20 protein-coding genes are annotated in these 18,933 nt (G+C 28.9%); 4 read left to right on the forward strand and 16 right to left on the reverse strand.

Annotated elements, in window-relative coordinates:
- Nucleotides 1-74 precede the first annotated feature (74 nt).
- Nucleotides 75-2,927 carry an excinuclease ABC subunit UvrA gene (gene uvrA, locus ACIJYH_RS03395; protein ID WP_435164102.1) on the forward strand — a complete coding sequence of 951 codons (2,853 nt, stop codon included), beginning with the start codon at nt 75-77 and terminating at the stop codon, nt 2,925-2,927.
- 55 nt (nt 2,928-2,982) lie between these two features.
- The gene (locus tag ACIJYH_RS03400) at nt 2,983-3,585 is read left to right on the forward strand and encodes a urate hydroxylase PuuD (RefSeq protein ID WP_435098610.1); all 603 of its coding nucleotides are present in this window, start codon (nt 2,983-2,985) and stop codon (nt 3,583-3,585) included.
- Nucleotides 3,586-3,616: 31 nt separating this feature from the next.
- Here the strand turns inward: ACIJYH_RS03400 and ACIJYH_RS03405 are convergent, their stop codons facing one another.
- From ACIJYH_RS03405 to ACIJYH_RS03470, 14 genes are read right to left on the reverse strand one after another with little or no spacing between them, the layout of a single operon-like run.
- Nucleotides 3,617-5,578: an acetoacetate--CoA ligase gene (locus ACIJYH_RS03405; RefSeq protein WP_435164105.1), complete on the reverse strand. Its 1,962-nt coding sequence runs from the start codon at nt 5,576-5,578 to the stop codon at nt 3,617-3,619.
- Between the two features lie 29 nt (nt 5,579-5,607).
- Nucleotides 5,608-6,498, reverse strand: coding sequence for a protein translocase subunit SecF (gene secF, locus ACIJYH_RS03410; RefSeq protein ID WP_435164108.1), 891 nt, complete (start codon nt 6,496-6,498; stop codon nt 5,608-5,610).
- Nucleotides 6,498-8,051 carry a protein translocase subunit SecD gene (secD, locus tag ACIJYH_RS03415; RefSeq protein ID WP_435089163.1) on the reverse strand — a complete coding sequence of 518 codons (1,554 nt, stop codon included), beginning with the start codon at nt 8,049-8,051 and terminating at the stop codon, nt 6,498-6,500. Before secD ends, secF begins: the two co-directional genes overlap by 1 nt.
- Before the next feature lie 14 nt (nt 8,052-8,065).
- The gene (gene yajC, locus ACIJYH_RS03420; RefSeq protein ID WP_435089166.1) at nt 8,066-8,353 is read right to left on the reverse strand and encodes a preprotein translocase subunit YajC; all 288 of its coding nucleotides are present in this window, start codon (nt 8,351-8,353) and stop codon (nt 8,066-8,068) included.
- Nucleotides 8,354-8,408: 55 nt separating this feature from the next.
- On the reverse strand, nt 8,409-9,668 hold the full coding sequence (serS, locus tag ACIJYH_RS03425; RefSeq protein ID WP_435164111.1) for a serine--tRNA ligase: 1,260 nt from the start codon (nt 9,666-9,668) through the stop codon (nt 8,409-8,411).
- Nucleotides 9,661-10,431 carry a twin-arginine translocase subunit TatC gene (tatC, locus tag ACIJYH_RS03430; protein WP_435089168.1) on the reverse strand — a complete coding sequence of 257 codons (771 nt, stop codon included), beginning with the start codon at nt 10,429-10,431 and terminating at the stop codon, nt 9,661-9,663. Before tatC ends, serS begins: the two co-directional genes overlap by 8 nt.
- The gene (gene tatB / locus ACIJYH_RS03435) at nt 10,424-10,639 is read right to left on the reverse strand and encodes a Sec-independent protein translocase protein TatB (RefSeq protein WP_435098641.1); all 216 of its coding nucleotides are present in this window, start codon (nt 10,637-10,639) and stop codon (nt 10,424-10,426) included. The genes tatC and tatB overlap by 8 nt, the downstream gene beginning before the upstream one ends.
- Nucleotides 10,640-10,644: 5 nt before the next feature.
- On the reverse strand, nt 10,645-10,845 hold the full coding sequence (gene tatA, locus ACIJYH_RS03440) for a twin-arginine translocase TatA/TatE family subunit (RefSeq protein WP_028037013.1): 201 nt from the start codon (nt 10,843-10,845) through the stop codon (nt 10,645-10,647).
- A gap of 43 nt (nt 10,846-10,888) precedes the next feature.
- Nucleotides 10,889-11,593, reverse strand: coding sequence for an SMC-Scp complex subunit ScpB (gene scpB / locus ACIJYH_RS03445; protein ID WP_435164114.1), 705 nt, complete (start codon nt 11,591-11,593; stop codon nt 10,889-10,891).
- Nucleotides 11,586-12,329, reverse strand: coding sequence for a segregation and condensation protein A (locus ACIJYH_RS03450; protein ID WP_435164116.1), 744 nt, complete (start codon nt 12,327-12,329; stop codon nt 11,586-11,588). The genes scpB and ACIJYH_RS03450 overlap by 8 nt, the downstream gene beginning before the upstream one ends.
- 9 nt (nt 12,330-12,338) lie before the next feature.
- Nucleotides 12,339-13,289 carry a glycoside hydrolase family 3 N-terminal domain-containing protein gene (locus tag ACIJYH_RS03455; RefSeq protein ID WP_435164119.1) on the reverse strand — a complete coding sequence of 317 codons (951 nt, stop codon included), beginning with the start codon at nt 13,287-13,289 and terminating at the stop codon, nt 12,339-12,341.
- Complete coding sequence (locus ACIJYH_RS03460; protein WP_435164122.1) at nt 13,282-13,542, reverse strand: hypothetical protein; 261 nt, start codon at nt 13,540-13,542, stop codon at nt 13,282-13,284. The genes ACIJYH_RS03455 and ACIJYH_RS03460 overlap by 8 nt, the downstream gene beginning before the upstream one ends.
- On the reverse strand, nt 13,542-15,275 hold the full coding sequence (gene argS / locus ACIJYH_RS03465; protein ID WP_435164125.1) for an arginine--tRNA ligase: 1,734 nt from the start codon (nt 15,273-15,275) through the stop codon (nt 13,542-13,544). The genes ACIJYH_RS03460 and argS overlap by 1 nt, the downstream gene beginning before the upstream one ends.
- Complete coding sequence (locus ACIJYH_RS03470; protein ID WP_435164128.1) at nt 15,272-16,390, reverse strand: deoxyguanosinetriphosphate triphosphohydrolase; 1,119 nt, start codon at nt 16,388-16,390, stop codon at nt 15,272-15,274. The genes argS and ACIJYH_RS03470 overlap by 4 nt, the downstream gene beginning before the upstream one ends.
- Before the next feature lie 50 nt (nt 16,391-16,440).
- Between ACIJYH_RS03470 and ACIJYH_RS03475 the strand changes: the two genes are divergently transcribed.
- On the forward strand, nt 16,441-16,758 hold the full coding sequence (locus ACIJYH_RS03475; protein ID WP_435098682.1) for a HesB/IscA family protein: 318 nt from the start codon (nt 16,441-16,443) through the stop codon (nt 16,756-16,758).
- Nucleotides 16,758-17,534: an exodeoxyribonuclease III gene (xth, locus tag ACIJYH_RS03480; protein ID WP_435164131.1), complete on the forward strand. Its 777-nt coding sequence runs from the start codon at nt 16,758-16,760 to the stop codon at nt 17,532-17,534. Before ACIJYH_RS03475 ends, xth begins: the two co-directional genes overlap by 1 nt.
- On the opposite strand, the gene ACIJYH_RS03485 is transcribed toward xth, so the two are convergent.
- A complete protein-coding gene (locus tag ACIJYH_RS03485; protein WP_435164134.1) occupies nt 17,526-18,524 on the reverse strand; it encodes an Ldh family oxidoreductase in 999 nt (332 codons plus the stop codon). The two genes, xth and ACIJYH_RS03485, sit on opposite strands and share 9 nt — an antisense overlap.
- Nucleotides 18,525-18,923, reverse strand: coding sequence for a Fur family transcriptional regulator (locus ACIJYH_RS03490; protein ID WP_435089184.1), 399 nt, complete (start codon nt 18,921-18,923; stop codon nt 18,525-18,527).
- Nucleotides 18,924-18,933: the final 10 nt, after the last annotated feature.

Here is an 18,933-nt window from a genome sequence, read left to right on the forward strand (position 1 = left end):
GTTAAATTAATTAATAAGAACTATATCACAATTCTTCTCATTATTAATTTTATTAACTCAAAGCAACAAAAAATATGATCAAAAAGATAGTTATTAAGGGTGCCAAAGAACATAATTTAAAGAATGTTTCTGTTGAAATACCTAAAGATCAATTTGTTGTAATAACAGGTCTATCAGGGTCAGGAAAATCCTCGCTAGCTTTTGATACTATTTATGCAGAAGGTCAAAGAAGATATGTGGAAAGCTTGTCTGCTTATGCAAGACAATTCTTAGATAAAATGAAAAAGCCTAATGTAGATCTTATAGAGGGCTTAAGTCCTGCAATAGCTATTGAACAAAAAAATACGTCTAAAAATCCGAGATCAACTGTTGCTACAGTTACAGAAATTTATGACTATATGAGGGTTTTATTTGCCAGAGCAGGAATTCCTTACTCACCGTTTACTGGTAAACCAATTACATCACAAACAATAACTCAAATTGTAGATTTAGTAAAAAAACTCCCAAAAAAATCTACTATTTATATTTATGCTCCAGTAGTAAGGGGTCGTAAAGGAGAATATAAAAAAGATATTTTAAGTTACAAAAGAAGAGGATTTAGAAAAATTAAAATTGATAATGTTTTATACGATATAGAAAAATCACCTAATTTAGATAAAAAACTAAAACATGATATTTCAGTTTTAGTTGATAGAATTGTATTAAATTCAAAACTAGGCAATAGATTGGCAGAGAGCATTGAGACAGCAGTAAATTTATCTAATGGATTAGTATTTGTTGAATATGAAGATGAAACACTTCCACAAAAATTTAGAAAAACAGAAAAACTTATTTATTCAACAAAATTTGCTTGTCCAGAAAGTGGCTTTACTATTGAAGAGATAGAGCCAAGACTTTTTTCATTCAATAGTCCTTATGGAGCTTGTGAGGAATGTGAGGGTATTGGAATTAAATTAAATGTTGATCCAAATTTAGTTGTTCCAGACGAAAGAAAAAGTATTGCAGATGGTGCGATTGAGCCATGGGCAAAATCTACAACATTATATTATGCTCAAACATTAGCATCAATTGCTAAACATTATGGTTTTTCACTTGATGATAAATGGAAAAAATTACCAAAAAAAATTAAAGATGTAATTTTGTATGGATCTGATGAAGAAGAAATTAAGTTTAATTATGATGATGGTTATGAAAAATATTCACATAAAAAAACATTTGAAGGTGTAATTAACAATCTGGAAAGAAGATTTTTAGAATCTGATAGTGAGTGGAAAAGAGAAGCTATAGCAGAATATCAATCAGATTCTGCTTGTGAAGGCTGCAATGGAAACAGACTTAAAGAAGAAGCTCTATGTGTAAAAATTGATAATCACAACATCAGTGAAGTTACAAAAAAATCAATCCTTGATGCATCTCAATGGTTTAATGATTTAGAAAAAAATTTAGATAAGCGACAATTTAAAATTGCGGAACATGTCTTGAAAGAAATCAATGAAAGATTAAACTTTTTACTTAATGTTGGCTTAGATTACCTAACATTATCAAGAGAGTCTGGGACACTTTCAGGTGGTGAAGCTCAAAGAATAAGGTTGGCTTCACAAATTGGATCTGGACTTACAGGTGTTTTATATGTTCTTGACGAGCCCTCAATAGGATTGCACCAAAAAGATAATGTTAAACTAATTAATGCTCTTAAAAGGTTAAGAGATTTAGGTAATACCGTAATAGTTGTAGAGCACGACACAGAGACAATGGAAAACGCAGACCATATTATTGATATGGGGCCAGAAGCTGGAACTAATGGTGGACAAGTCACAGCACAAGGAACATTCGAAGAAATAAAAAAAGATAAAAACAGTATTACTGGACAATATTTATCCAATAAAAAAATAATTGAAATTCCTAAAACTCGTCGATTAGCAAAAAATGGAAGATTTGTAGAAATTAATGGTGCTACAGGAAACAATTTAAATAATGTAAACCTTAAAATACCAACAGGAAGTTTCACTTGTATAACAGGTGTTTCTGGAAGTGGTAAATCAACCTTAATATTACAAACTCTATATCATGCTTTAAATTTAACCCTAAACAATAAAGCTAGAAAGGCGCCAAAAGCTTTCAAAAGTTATAAGGGTGTTGAGTTAATAGATAAGATTATAGACATAGATCAATCACCGATTGGGAGAACTCCTAGATCAAACCCAGCAACTTATACTGGTGCCTTTGGTCCAATTAGAGATTGGTTTACAAGTTTGCCTGAGTCTAAAACTAGAGGTTATAAACCTGGAAGATTTTCTTTTAATGTTAAAGGTGGAAGATGTGAAGCTTGTGAGGGAGATGGTGTTATAACATATGAAATGCATTTTTTACCTGATGTGTATATTCAATGTGATGAATGCAAAGGTACTAGATACAATAGAGAGACATTAGAAATTAAGTTTAAAGATAAAAGCATTGCAGACGTTTTAAATATGTCGGTAGATGAAGGTTGTGAATATTTTGAAAATATATCGAATATTAAAACAAAACTTTTAACACTTAAAAAAGTAGGTTTAGGTTATATAAAAATTGGTCAACAAGCCACAACACTTTCAGGTGGTGAAGCTCAAAGAATAAAACTAGCAAAAGAACTTTCTAAAAGGTCTACTGGTCGAACCATGTATATATTGGATGAACCAACTACTGGACTTCATCAGCATGATATAAAAAAACTTTTAGAAATACTTCATACATTTGTAAAACTAGGTAACACGGTCGTAGTTATTGAGCACAATTTAGACGTCATAAAAACTGCTGATTATATAGTCGATATGGGGCCTGAGGGTGGTGTTAAGGGTGGCAACATTATTGCAGAAGGTAAACCTGAGGAAATTTGTAAAATCCCAGGGAGTTACACTGGTCAATTTTTAAGACCATTATTAAAATAATATATTAAAAGATTGTTAAAATTTTTGAAAAATTAGTGTATAAACACACAGAATCATGAGTAATTTATTATCATCACTTTCTAAAACAATCCATGCATCCCTAGCATTAGCAATATTGCTGTTTATTGGTTTATTTTATTTAAATGGTGGATTTGCATTTGATACATTGTTCTGGAGTTGGTTGTTTAGATATATACATGTAATTGTTGCAATTATGTGGATTGGTTTACTATGGTATTTCAATTTTGTTCAAATTCCAAACATGGGAAAGATTCCAGATGATCAAAAACCAGCGATTGGTAAAGTTATAGCACCTGCAGCTCTATTTTATTTTAGATGGGCAGCAGCATTAACTGTACTATCTGGATTAGTTTTAGCTTTACTTAATGGTTATTTACATGACGCGATGACACTAAGTATCGGCTCTGGAATTCCAAAACACACTGCTATTGGTATAGGTATGTGGCTGGGTGTAATAATGGCTTTTAATGTATGGTTTGTAATATGGCCTAATCAAAAAAGAGCCTTAGGTATAGTTGATTGTGAACCTGAATTAAAAGCTAAATCAGCAAAAACAGCGATGTTGTTCTCAAGAACAAATACTCTACTTTCTCTACCAATGTTGCTTGCAATGGTAGCAGCACAAAATCTTTACTAGTTTTTTTATTTTAAATTTAGCTCTGCTTAAGTTAATACTGTAGTTCTTTTATATTGGTATACTCATCTAAAACATGTGCGTTTACTAAGGCCTCTTTGTTTTTAATTTTATTACCTTCAATAATATTTTTAACAGCTAATTCAACAATTTTACCACTTTTGGTTCTGGGAATGTCATTTACTTTTATTATTTTATGAGGAACATGTCTTGGAGATGCGTTTTTTCTTATTTGCAATTTTATTCTTTTTAATAAATCTTCACTAAGTTCATAATTTGAATTTAAAATTACAAATAAAACAATTCTAATATCATTATCCCATGACTGACCGACAACAAGAGATTCCTTAATTTCATTAAATCTTTCAATTTCAGAATAAATTTCAGCTGTTCCAAGACGAACACCACCAGGATTTAAAGTTGTATCTGAACGACCAACAATTTTAAAACCTTTTTTATTAGTTATTTTTGCATAATCGCCATGATGCCAGATATTTTTAAATTTATTGAAATATGCGTTATTAAATTTTATATCTTTTTTATCATTCCAAAACTTTAAAGGCATTGATGGGAAAGGATTAACACAAACAAGCTCTCCCTTTTCATTTAGAACAGATTTACCTTTTTCATTAAAGACACGAATATCCATTCCCAAACCTTTGTTTTGTATTTCACCAGAATAAACGGGTTGATATAAATTTCCTAGAACAAAACAAGATACAATATCTGTACCACCTGATATTGATGCGAGGTGAATGTTTTTTTTTATATTCTTGTAAACATATTTAAAACTATCTTCAGATAAGGGAGAGCCAGTTGAACAAATAGTTCTTAATTTAGGTAATTTGTATAATTTTTTAAAATCTTTTTTAGTTTTTCTTAATGAATCAATATATTTTGCACTAACACCTAGTAAAGTTATATTTTCTTTATTTGCTATTCTTAATAAAAGGTCCTCTTTTTTGTACATTGGAGAACCATCAAATAATACAATTGAAGCTTTTGAGGCTAAAACTGAAATTAACCAATTCCACATCATCCATCCACAAGTTGTAAAATAAAAGACATTATCGTGTTCTTTTATATCGCAATGTAGCTGATGTTCTTTTAAATGTTGTAATAATACACCACCAGTTTTATGACATATACATTTAGGTTTACCAGTTGTACCACTTGAAAAAAGAATTGCTAATTCATGTTCAAAATCAAATTTTGAAAATTTTAATTCAATTTCGTCTTCTTTGATAATATTTTTCCAATTATAGGTTTTAATATAATTGTATTTTGGAAGTTGTTTAATTTCTGATTCACCTGGATAATTTGAGACAATTATATGTTTTATGGTTGGTATCTTTTTAATTATGCTGGGAATTCTTTCTAAAATATTAATCCTTTTTCCATTATAGAAATATTCATTTGTTACAAATAAGACTTTTGGTTTTATTTGTGAAAATCTTTCCACAACACCATTTATACCAAAATCTGGTGAGCATGATGACCATATGGACCCTATAGCTACAGTAGCTAAAAAAGCCTCAACTGTTTCTGAGGTGTTTGGCATATAGGCTGCTACTCTATCTTTTGATTTGATATTTATTTTCTTTAAAAAGGTACCAACATTCTTAACGTTTTTATTTAATTCTCTCCAATTTTTTGTTTCACGAAATCCACCTTCACTAATAAAAGTGATCGCCTTATCGTTATTATTTTTAGAAAGTAAATTTTCAGAAAAATTTAATTTTGATTTTGGTAAAAAAATGTTTTTATAAAATTTTGGAGATTTTTTTACTTTGATTGATTTTTTCTCACCTTTTACTTTTGCATAATCCCAAACACTATTCCAAAAATTATGTGAATTTTTTACAGACCAACTATGAAACTTTTCGTAGTTTTTATTAAAATTTTTTTTATATCTTTTTGATATAAATTTCTCAAATTTAAATAAATTTGAATTTATTTTTAATTTTTTTGAAGCTTCCCAAAGTTTTTTGTTCATGCAAATATATTGCTTTAGATAGTTCTAATTTAACTATTATCATCCTCTCTCAAAACAGTTTTTTGAGAAACTCTAAGTCTAACTAAAACAGTGTTGGCGATATAAATTGAAGAATAAGTTCCAAAAACTACGCCTAAAATCATTGCTAATGAAAATCCTTTTAAAATTTCACCTCCAAAAAAATAAATGGCTATTAAAGCTAATAATGTTGTAACTGAAGTAATTATCGTTCTAGATAAGGTTTCATTAATTGAAATATTTGTTAACTCAAAAATTTTAATATCAGAATATTTTCTCAAATTTTCTCTTACACGATCAAAAATAACAACTGTGTCATTCATCGAATATCCCACTATAGTTAGGACGGCAGCTATGATGGATAAATTAATTTCAAGACTAAACAAAGAGAACACACCAAGAGTAACTATAACATCATGAAATAAAGCCAATATTGCACCAAGACTAAATTGCCATTCAAATCTTATCCAAATATAAAAGAGCATTATCGCTAAAGATAAAGAGATTGCAATTACACCAGATTTTAATAACTCAGCACTTACTTTAGGTCCAACATTTTCAACTCTTCTAAAATTAAAATTATTACCAAAAGATTTATCAAGGTTAGTTTTTATTTCTGCAATTATATCTTTCTTATTATCTTTATTTTCAAATTTAACTAAATAATCGGATTCATTACCAAATTTTTTAACTGATACATCTCCAAGATTCATTTGGCTAAATTTATCTCTAAGTGAACTAACATTTATTTTTGTATCTGTTGATCTTAATTCAATTAGTGTGCCCCCTTTAAAATCAATTCCAAAATTAAGTCCTTTAAAAACTAATAGAGCTAGCGAACAAGTAATCAATAGAACAGATATGTAATTAAAATGATTATAATATTTGTTAAATGCTATCATTAAATTAATTTTTCCTTATTTCTATTTTTGGACACATAGAGGCTAGTGAAAAGTCTTGCAATAAAATAAACTGAAAACAGTGTAGTAAAAATTCCCACACCAAGAGTAACTGAAAAACCTTTTATTGGACCTGACCCCATAAAAAAAAGTATAATTGCTGCTAATAAAGTTGTGATGTTAGCATCAATAATTGCTGTTCGGGATTTAGTATAGCCACTATCAAAAGCTACAATATTATTCTTTTCATCTTTTAATTCTTCTTTAATTCTCTCAAAAATTAAAACATTTGCATCAACAGCCATACCAACTGTTAAAATTATTCCTGCGATACCTGGTAGTGTTAATGTGGCTTCAAATAAAGTTAAAATTCCTAACAAAATAAATAAATTAATGATTAAAGTTACGTTAGTAATTAAACCAAAAACTTTGTATTTAACAAACATAAACATTATAACCAAAAGAAAACCTAAAGCTAAAGCAATCATTCCTGCATTAATTGAATCCTGACCTAAATCTGGCCCAACGGTTCTTTCTTCGATGATATCTAGTGGAGCCGGCAATGCACCAGATCTTAATAAAAGTGCTAAATCTGTTGCAGATTGGAATGTAAATCCTCCACTAATTTGTCCTGAACCGCTTGCAATAGTGTCTCTAATAACTGGTGCACTTATTATTTTACCGTCTAATACTATGGCAAGCTGTTTTCCAATACCAGTAGAAGTTGCTTTACCAAATCTTTTAGCACCCACCCTGTCTAATGAAAAAGAAACAATGGTTTGGTTTGTTTGTGTATCCATTTGAGGCTGTGCATCTAAAAGATTATCACCACTAATTATGATACGTTTACTTACAGTTGCTTCTTCAATTCCATCTTCATATTTTAATTTTTCAACACCAAACCTATCGTTTTCATTACTAGTAACAAATCTAAAAGTTAAGTTAGCGGTTTTTCCTAAAAGAGATTTTACTCTCATAGGATCATCTAAACCAGGGAGTTCAACTAAAATACGATTGTTTCCTCTCTTCAAAATATTTGGCTCATTAGTTCCTACTTCATCAATTCTTCTTCTGACAATTTCTATTGCTTGATCTTGAGAAGAGGTTTTTAAAGAAATTAATCCTTGTTTTGAAAAATTTACTTGAATATTTGTGCCTGTATCTTCAATTTCTAATTGATGAGATTTGAATCTAGGATAATAAGGATTTAGATCACTATTTTCATCGGTAAAAACATCAATTATTAATTGTTTGCTCTGATCATCAGTATTAAAAAATATTTTTTCATCTTCAATTTTAATATTATTAATCTTTATATTTTGATCTTTAAAATAATTTCTAATTGTTGTGGTTAAATTTTGAAGTTTTTGCTCAATAACTGGTGCATTATCAATTTCAAGCAATAGATACGAGCCACCTTGCAAGTCTAAACCTAAATTAATCTTTTTACTAAAAAAATTGTCATCAACTTTAATTAAATTTGATGAGGCTATAACAATAAATAATAATGAAAATAGAGTTATAAATAAGATTCTTAACTTTGAAAAATAAAGCACTTTACTTTAATTTATTATTTCTTAACTTCTTGAGTATTTAAAAGACCTTGAATGCCTGTTGCTTTCACAATTTCAACTTTAACATTGTCAGCTATTTCAACTTCGACTTTATCGTTATCAATTAATCTTTCAACCGTACCAGTAATACCTCCAGAAGTAATAACTTTGTCACCTCTTTTTAAACCTTCAACCATTGCCTTATGTTCTTTAACCTTTTTTTGTTGAGGTCTTATTAAGAAAAAATAAAAAATAACAAATATTAAAATTAACGGTATAAATTGTCCTATTCCTGAACCTTCCATAAATCTCCTTATAAATTAGATGAATTATTATACTATCTTAATTGTGAAAACAACTTTAATTGAATGAAATACTTTCTAAATTGTTCATATAAGATCTTAAGACTTTTGGTACAATAATTGAACCATCTTTTTGTTGATAATTTTCTAAAACAGCTATCAATGTTCTACCAACAGCTAGTCCACTTCCATTAAGGGTGCCAACGTAGTGGGTTTCTTTATTTTCAGTTTTATATCTAGTTTTCATTCTTTGACCCTGAAATGTTGAGCATGACGAACAAGAAGAAATTTCTCGATATTTATTTTCTGAGGGAAGCCAAACCTCAATATCATAAGTTTTTTCAGCACTAAAACCCATGTCTCCTGAGCATAAAATAATCTTTCTGTAAGGTAATTCTAATTTATCCAATATATCAGTTGCGCAGTTAGTCATTCTTTCTAGCTCTTCTGAGCATTTTTCTTTTTCAACAATACTAACCATTTCAACTTTATAAAATTGATGCTGCCTGATCATACCTTTAGTGTCTTTACCATAACTACCAGCTTCTTTTCTGAAACAAGGAGTTGACGCAACTAATCTTATGGGCAAATCCTTACGATCAACAATTTTATCTTTAACCATATTTGTTAAGATTACTTCAGCCGTAGGTATCAAAAATTTTCTGTCAGACGCTCCGTCAAATTTAATTTCAAACTGATCATTTTCAAATTTTGGGAGTTGCCCAGTACCAAACATTGTATTATCAGAAGCAATCAATGGTGGTGAAATTTCTTGATAGTGATTTTGATTTACATGAGTATCAAGCATAAAATTTGATAATGCTCTTTCCAATAAAGCTAACTGGTTTTTGACAAAAACAAATCTTGAACCTGTAGTTTTTGTTGCAAGATCAAAATCAAGCATTTTTAATTTTTCACCTAGCTCGTAGTGTGATTTAGGATTAAAATCAAAGTGAGGTATTTTACCTGATTTTGAAATTTCAATATTATCATTTTCATCTTTACCATTAGGAACATCGGGATGAGGTATGTTTGGGATATTTGATAGTATATGTTCTAATTCAACTTTAATTTTTTTTTGATCATCAGAAACCTTCTCTAAATCAGAAGAAATTTCTTTTGATCGTTTGAACAAAGACTCATCTTTAGATTTTGATATATCTTTTTTTTCTTTTTCAAGAGTTTCTTTTTGTTGAATTAAATCTCTATTTTGTTCATCCAATTTTTGTAAATTCTTAAAATCAATATTCAAAGATCTTTTTTCCAAAGACTTTTCAAAGAAACTAAAGTCTTTTCTAATTTCTTTAATATTATGCATCAGTATTTTTTAAATTTTTGTTTTCTATAAATTTTACAGAAAATATTGATAATTCATATAAAATTAATAATGGAATGGCCAACCCGATTTGAGTAATTGGGTCGGGTGGTGTTAACAGAGCAGCAGCTGCAAAAATTATAACCACAACATATTTTCGTCTATCTTTTAAGAACTGACTATCTACAACACCTACTCTAGCTAACAAGCTAAGTACCACAGGTAATTGAAAACTTAATCCAAAAGCAAAAATAAGTTTCATTACAAGAGATAGATATTCATTTACTTTGGCTTCAAGTTGTATGGGTAAACTTGTTGATAGACCAGTACTTTCGAACGATAAGAAAAATTTTATCGCAAGAGGCATAATTAAATAATAAACCAACATTCCCCCTAGAAGAAATAATATTGGTGTTAAAATTAAGTAAGGCATAATCGCTATTTTTTCATGCTTGTACAAACCAGGAGCTATAAATTTCCAGATTTGCATAAGAATAAATGGACATGTAACAAAAAAAGCTGTGAAGAAAGAAACCTTTAGATAGGTTAAGAAAGTTTCTTGTAACGCTGTAAAGATTAATCTTCTTTCAGATCCATCATCCTTAACAGCTTTAGCGAAGGGATCAACCAAGAACCCATATATGGTTTCAGCAAAAAAATAACATCCAATAAAAAAAATAAACAAAAACAAAAAACTATGAATTAGTCTTTTTCTTAGTTCTGTTAAATGACTTATGAAGCCACCTTCATTTTCTTCGTTATTCATCTTTTTTATTATCTTTTTCTACTTTTTCAATTTTTTCATCTTCAATATCAATATTTGAAACTTCATTTTGAATATCATTGATGTATCTTTTGGCTGTACCAATCCAAGAACCAGCTTTTTTTAACATTAAAGGAAAGTCTTTTGGACCAAGAACAACAATAGCAATAGCTACTACAATTAAAATTTCAAACCAACCAATAGTAGGCATGTATTTTAATCTTTGTTATTTGAGTCTTTATTTTCGTCGGAAATATTTTTTGGCTCGCTTTCGTCAGTAACATCTGACGCCATTCCTTTTTTGAAACTTTTAATACCCTTAGCAACATCACCCATTAAACTAGATATTTTTCCACGTCCAAATAATAAGACAACTAATATTACAACAATTGCTATTTGCCAAATTCCTATACTCATAAAAACTTATAACCTTTTTATGGTTGATTTAAAAGTGACTTTTTTATGTATCTTTTTCCTCTTCATCAAGAGTGCTATTTAACATCTCGTCAATATTTGAGTAGATATCTTCTTTCTTTTCATCTTGTTTTTCTTTAAAAAATTTGCTCGAGCCAAAAATTGCATTATCAACACTTGCGCTATCAATTAAACCAGCGGCACCTAATTCATCAACTGTTGGAAGATCTGATAATTTTTGTAAATTGAAATGACTTAAAAAGCCATCTGTTGTTAGGTATTGAATAGGTTTACCTGGAACATCTTTACGGCCTCCTGGTTTAACCCAATCTAATTCCATTAATATTTCTAAAGTATTTGTCCCAAATGCAACACCACGTATTTCTTCAATTTCTGCACGAGTGACAGGTTGATGATAAACAATAATGGCTAAGGTCTCAATAGCAGCGCGCGATAATTTTTTTTCAACAGTTTTTTCTTGAGTCATTAAATTTGAAAGTTTAGGTGACGTTCTAAAAGACCATTTATCTTTTATACAAACCAAATTTATACCCCGGCTTGAATATTCATGCTGTAATTTTTCTAACGATTTAGCAACATTTGCTTTTTTTGAAATTTTAGTTTCTATTGTGTCAACATCAAGAGGCTCAGCAGCCGCAAAAATTACAGCTTCAATTTCTTTTTCAAGATCTGTAAGTTTTGATGGAAATTTAACTATGTTATCTTTAGATATTTTTTCTTTTTTAATCATTAATTTCCCTTACATAGATATCATCAAATAGGTTTTCTTGTTTTATCGAAAGATTGCCTTCTTTGACTAGCTCTAAAGATCCAGCAAATATACCCGCTTTGCCTGTCTTTTTATATTTTGAACCATTTTTAAAATTATTAGGTATTAAGTCATTTATATTTTTCCAATCCATCAATTTGCCAAGAAATTTTTTTATAGTTTTAATGCCATCTTCAGTAGTAAATACAGGTAATTTAGGAATACTCATGGTCTGAAAGTCTTTAGTCATCACTATTGATGAATAAGATTTTAAAAGTTCAAATAAGCTTACATTATATTCAGAACTATAAATAGATCTTATATTGCCTTTAATACCACGAGTTCTAATTTCTCTCCCCAATCGATTTCTTTTAAGCATTTGCTCAGAAAGCAACCTAATTAGTTCCAATTTTTTAAGTTGTAATTTTAATTTTTCTGCAACCTCTTGAACTTTGAATTCCTCTTCAGGGGTGCCTGGGAGTAATAATTTTGATTTTAGATAAGCTAACCATGTGGCCATTAACAAATATTCAGACGCAATTTCTAAATTCAAATTTTTTTCGTTGGTAATATAGTTATGAAATTGGTCAGCTAATTTAGTTATTGAAATTTCTTCTAAATCTACTTTTTGTGCTTTAGCAAGATCAAGTAATACATCTAACGGGCCATTATAGTTATTGATATCAACATTAAATAAAACAGAATCAAACTCAGGCATATACAAATATTAACTTAAAATTTTATAAAATTGTGATGTTTTTTTAATTATAAAGCTACTTATCAAGGGTGAATTTTCAGCAACTATCTTCATTTCATTGAGGTTACTATTGCAATGAAGAACTATATTACATCCAGCTTTAAAAGATTTAATAGTATTGTCTTTCATGGTCTCTTTTAAGCTCTTCATTGAAAGATCGTCTGAAATTATAATGTTTTTGAAACCGATTGAATTCCTAATATGATTAATCACTTTTTTTGATTGAGTTGCTGTATTTAACTTATCAATATTTCTATAAATAACGTGAGCTGTCATTGCAAAAAAACAGTTCTTTTTTTTAAAAACACTAAAATCATATTTCTTTAGATAATTAAGGGATTTATCAACTACAGGAGTAAAATTATGACTGTCAACTTTAGCTAAGCCATGTCCCGGTATATGCTTTATTATTGTTCCAATCGAATTTTCTTGAAATAATTTTATACATAAATCACCCAACTTAGAGACTATTTTTGCTTTTTTTGAAAAAGATCGATTACCAATTATATTACTAGATCCTTTAATTCTAAGATCTAAAACAGGCACAGTATTAATGTTTGCCCCTATTAACTTTAATAAGTGAGATGTTTTATCAATAAATAATTTATAAATAATATCAAATTTCATTTTATCTTTTTCATAAAGATTGCCAAAATATTCAGATGTTAAGCTGTCAAAAGAAATAATATTACTTAATCTATTTACTCTTCCACCCTCTTGATCAATTAATATTGGATAATTCTTATCTTTAAATATCTTTTTTATACTATCTGTTAAAACTTTGGTTTGTTTGATAGATTTAATATTTCTTAAAAACAATATCACGCCCCAAGGTTTGTATTTAATTAAAAATTTTTTTTCATTACTTGATAACTTGTAAGATTTAATACCAACGATTATAGCTCTTCTATTTTTAATCATTTTCTAATAATTTCCAAAAGTTAAATTTTTTTTTCTTTTTTTTGTCTGTCTGTTTCACATATTCAATGACATTATCTGTATCATTTCTTAATAAAGGTAAATTTTTTGAATAATCCTTAATTTTCTGATTAATATTTTTGTAAGATCTATAAGAATTTTTGATATTATCATTTGAGAAATAATATTTTCCCGTGAAAAAAAGAAATATTATAATAATTGTTATAAATATTAAATACTTAATCTCTTTTAACATTACATTTTAGTTGGAGAAGCAACACCAACTATATCCATTCCTGATTTAATTACATTTGCAATTGCTTTTAAAAAAACTAATTTATCTTGGGAGATATTTTTTTGATCATTGATAAATCGTTTTTCTGGAAATTGTTTTCCAAGATTCCAATAAGAATGAAATTCAGCAGCAAGCTCATATAAGTAAATTGGTATTCGATGAGGTTCTAGTTTTGTGCTAGATGCATCAATACATTTTGGCCACTCAGATATCTTCTTTAAAATTTTAATTTCATCAACAGAATATTCGAATTTAAAATTATCTATATTAATATCTTTTTCTAAATCTCTCTCCAAATGCCGAAATACAGATGAAATTCTAGCATAACAATATTGAACATAGTATAGCGGGTTATCTTTAGATTTTTCTTTGACAGCATCAAAATCAAAATCTAGCTCCACATCACTACTTCTGTTTAACATAATAAATCTAGTTGCATCTTTACCAACTTCCTCAATTAAATCATCAACTGTAATATAATCGCCTTTTCTTTTTGACATTTTAAAAGGTTTGTTGTCTTTAATTAATTTTACAAGCTGACTAATTTTACAAATTAATTTATTTTTTTTTCCTGAAAGAGCTTCTACTGAAGAAGAAATTCTTTTTATATAACCAGCATGATCTGCACCAAGTATATTAATTAGATAATCAAATTTACGATCAACTTTATTTTTATGGTAGGCAACATCACTTGCAAAATAAGTCCAGGTACCATCAGATTTTTGCAAAGCCCTGTCCTTATCATCACCGAAATCTGTTGATCTGAACAATAATTGCTCTCTTTCTACCCAATCCTTCTTATCTTCCCCAGCCGGTGCTTTAATTTTACCTTTATAGACAAAATTATTAACTTCCAAAAATTTTATTACATTTTCAACTTCTTTATCTAAAACAATATTTTTCTCGCTAACAAAATTGTTATGTTTAATTCCAAGACTTTTTAGATTTTTTTTGATTAATAATAAGGCTTGTTCTATTGATAATTCAGTTAATCTTTCACTTATATTTTCATAATTATCAAAATTTAATTCAGAATTGGAGGAAATAATATTTTTTGCAAAATCAACTAGATAGTCTCCAGGATATAGATCGGAATTATCAATTGGAAATTTTTCATTAAATTTAATCTCACGTATTCTGGCAAAAACAGATTTAGTAAAATTAATAATCTGATTTCCATAATCATTGACATAATATTCTTTAGTAACTTTATGATGGTTAAAGATTAATACATTTGAGATTACATCACCCAATATAGCTCCACGACAATGACCGACATGGAGGGGTCCTGTTGGGTTAGCTGAAACAAATTCTATTAAATAATTCAGCTTTTTTTCTTTTTGATTAACACCAAAGTTTTTTTCGTTAGTAATAATTTCTTGAATAAAATTTGTCCAAAATAAAGGTTTAAACTTAATATTGATAAAACCTGGTTTCACAATTGTTATATTTTGGATTAATGAATCTTTATCTTTAATAATGGGAGATATTTGTTCAGCTATGTCTATTGGTGATCTTTTATTTAATTTTGAAAGTACCATTGCTACATTGGTCGATATATCACAATCAAATTGAACTGGTGGAATTTCAGCATTAATTCCATTAAAAGTTTCTGGTATAAGTAACTCTCCTTGTTTGCTAAGATTAATCAAAATTAATTTAATTTGGTCTAGGTATGATTCAAAGATATTCATTTATAATTATTATATAGGTTAATAGCATAACGATCCGTCATACCTGAAATAAAATCTGAAATAGCTCTAAATTTATCACTAGTCAATTGATCTTTTGAAAGAAATTTTTTAGGATTAGATTTAATTATACTAAATAATTTTTTAATGATCACTTTACCTCTTTGGTTTTTTCTTAGGACTGATTTATTATTGTACATTTTAGTTCTTAAAAATAATCTAATTTCTCTTTCTGAATTCTGCAATTTATCTGAAAGATTGACTACTAATTGATCTGCTTTGTTGACATCATTTACAGATTTGATTTTTAACTCTTTTAAATTTTTTTGTGTGTTAGATAGCAAATCCCTTATCATTAAATCAATTGAGTCTCTAATTATTTGATAAGTGGCAATCTTATAATTTCTTTTATTTATTTTATTTTTATACTTAAGATAAATCGATTTAAAAAAATCTATTTCAACAAGTTCTTCTAATTTAAACAAATTAGCTTTAATTCCATCTTGTATATCATGATTATTATAAGCAATATCATCAGAAATTGCTGAAATTTGAGATTCTAAAGATGCGTAAGTGTTAAAATTAATCTTTCCTTTAAATACCTTTAATCCAATTAAGCTATTTACTAAGTTTGTATCTTCGACAGGTCCGTTATGTTTTAACAACCCTTCTAATGTTTCAATAGATAAATTAAGACCTTTAAATTTAAAATACTTATTCTCTAAGAACATAACTATTCTTAATGTTTGCAGATTATGATCAAAACCACCATAATTTTCCATACACTCGTTTAAAGCGTCTTCACCAGCATGGCCAAAAGGTGTGTGACCTAAATCGTGAGCAAGACTTAATGTTTCAGCTAAATCTTCATTTAAATTTAAATATTTAGCAACAGATCTTGCTATTTGAGCAACCTCAATAGAATGGGTAATTCTTGTTCTGAAATGATCTCCCTCCGTATTTACAAATACTTGTGTTTTATGTTTCAGCCTTCTAAACGATGCACTATGGATAATTCTATCTCTATCTCTTTGAAAGGGTGATCGATACTTTGAAGTGGGCTCTTTACTAAGTCTACCCTTACTTTTGAATACGCCTAACAAAGTGTGTTTTTTCATCCTTTAATTTAAATAATTAAGTATTATATTAGTAATATCAGTGTTCAGACATGATTAAAGAAATTAAATTTACAGATAATGCTCTAAAACAGATAGCAAATTTATTATCTAAAAAAGATGATGGATCATTTTTTAGAATCGCTATTAAGGGCGGAGGATGTTCGGGTTTTCAATATGAATTTACATTTGAAAAATCTAAAAATGACGATGATTTAAATTTTGAAAACATCTTAATTGACAAAACTTCAGCAGATTTATTAAAAGGTTCTGAGGTTGATTATGTATCTGAGCTTATTGGTGAGTCTTTTAAAATTTCTAATCCACAAACCAAATCTTCTTGTGGTTGTGGTGTTTCATTCTCACTTTAATGATTATCTCATCTTGGAATGTTAACTCAGTAAGAGCCAGAATAGAAAATATCAAAAGCTATCTACTAAAATACAAACCTGACGTTTTAATGATGCAAGAAATAAAAACTGAAGATGTTAATTTTCCATATGATGATTTTGCCTCCATGGATTATGAAAGTCATGTTTTTGGTCAAAAAAGCTATAATGGTGTTGCCATCTTATCTAAAGGAAAGTTAAATAATGTCAGAACTGATTTAATCAAAGATAAGTTAAAACAATCAAGAATAATTTCTGCAGAAATAGAATATAAAAAAAAAGTTATTCAATTAATAAATATCTATACACCTAATGGTAATCCAGTTGATACTGAAAAATATGATTATAAAAAAAATTGGATGGATCAACTTATCAAGCAACTAAAAACTTTATCTAAAAAAAATCAAAACATCATTTTAGCTGGAGACTTTAATGTTATCCCTGCTGCTGAAGATGTTTATAACGTTAAAAGCTTTGAAGACGACGCTTTGTATAGACTTGAAATTAGAAAAAAATTTAGAGAAATGTTAAATCTTGGTTTTAATGATGTTTATAGACACTTTAATGAAGATAAAGAGGGATATACATTTTGGGATTATATGAGAGGTGCTTGGCAAAAAAATAATGGTATGAGAATTGACCACTTCTTAGTTTCAAACTCTCTTATCGATAATATAAAAGATATTAATATTAATAAAGATCCTCGTGGAAGAGAAAAACCCTCAGATCACACGCCTATTGAAATTAAACTAGCTTAGAGACTTTATTTTATTAACCAAATCCTCATTGATATTTCTAGGACCTGTATCCTGTCTATTTTTATGTCTTCTTTCACCAGGCAATCTAACTTCACCCATTGATTTCATTTTTTCAAAAAATTCTTCAGCATGTTTTTGCCAAGTTGTTCCAGCTGTTTTATCAGGACAAATAGCTAAAATAAATTCGCCTCCACTAGGTGGTCCACCATCATTATTATCTTTTGCAGCAGTCTCGTAACTAAAATTATCTCCAACTAAAGCACCCGCAAGTAATTCAACCATCATTGCAATTGCAGAACCTTTATATCCACCAAAAGGCAACAATACACCTCCGTCTGCTATTTCACCTGGATCAGTTGTTTCTTTGCCATCTTTAGTTAAGCCTGTACCAAGTGGAACTTTATGCCCTTCTCTTTTTGCGACTTGTACTTCACCCATTGCCATTGAGGCAGTGGCCATATCGTAGACAACAGGAGTTTTTCCGGGTCTAGGCCATGCAAATGAAATTGGGTTAGTACCAAATAAGGGTTTGATTGCTCCAGCAGGAGCAACAGCAGGCTTGTATGATGTGCAGGCAAAAGCAACTAAACCATCATCTGCTAACATTTCAGTTTCAGGCCACATAGCAGCCATATGATGTGAATTATTAATAGCTAAAACGGCAACACCATTTTCTTTCGCAGCTTTAGATAATTCAGGTAAACCTTTGTTCAAAACAACTGGAGCTAAGCAATTATTGCCCTGAACTTTAATTACAGATGAAGAAACTTTATTAATTTCAGGTTTTCCTTTACCGTCTATCTTTCCACTCTTAAGACCGCTTACATATGCGGGTAACCTAAATAAGCCATGGGATACAGATCCATCTCTTTCTGCATTTCTAATTAGATTTGATAAAATAGTTGCAGTTTCATCATTACATCCATTAGCTATTAGCGTTCTTTTTGCTAATTCAAAAATTTCATCCAAGGATAAAGAAATATTACTCATTTATTTAGTCTTACAATTTTTACATAAACCAAAAAATTCTAAATTATACTTGCTGTATTTCATTCCAGTTTCATCCGTAAAGTTTGATAAATATTTTGAAAGCTTTGAATTGCTTATTTCAGAAACATTTTCACAATTTTCACAAATTGAGAATGCTGTTGCTTTAGAAATTTGACAATTAGAATTTTGACAAGCTATAAAAGCATTTCTACTTTCAATCTTATGGATCTTTCCAATTTCTACTAATTTATCTAACGCTCTGTAAACTTGTAATGGAGCTTTAATACCTTCTTTTTGAACATTAAACAGGATTGAATAAGCTTTCATCGGCTCGCCAGATTTATCAATTATATCAAAAATGATTTTTTGGTTTTTAGAAAGATTGTGTTCTTTTTGCATATACAAATTC

Source organism: Candidatus Pelagibacter bacterium nBUS_25, assembly GCF_051200975.1.
Lineage (GTDB): Bacteria > Pseudomonadota > Alphaproteobacteria > Pelagibacterales > Pelagibacteraceae > Pelagibacter.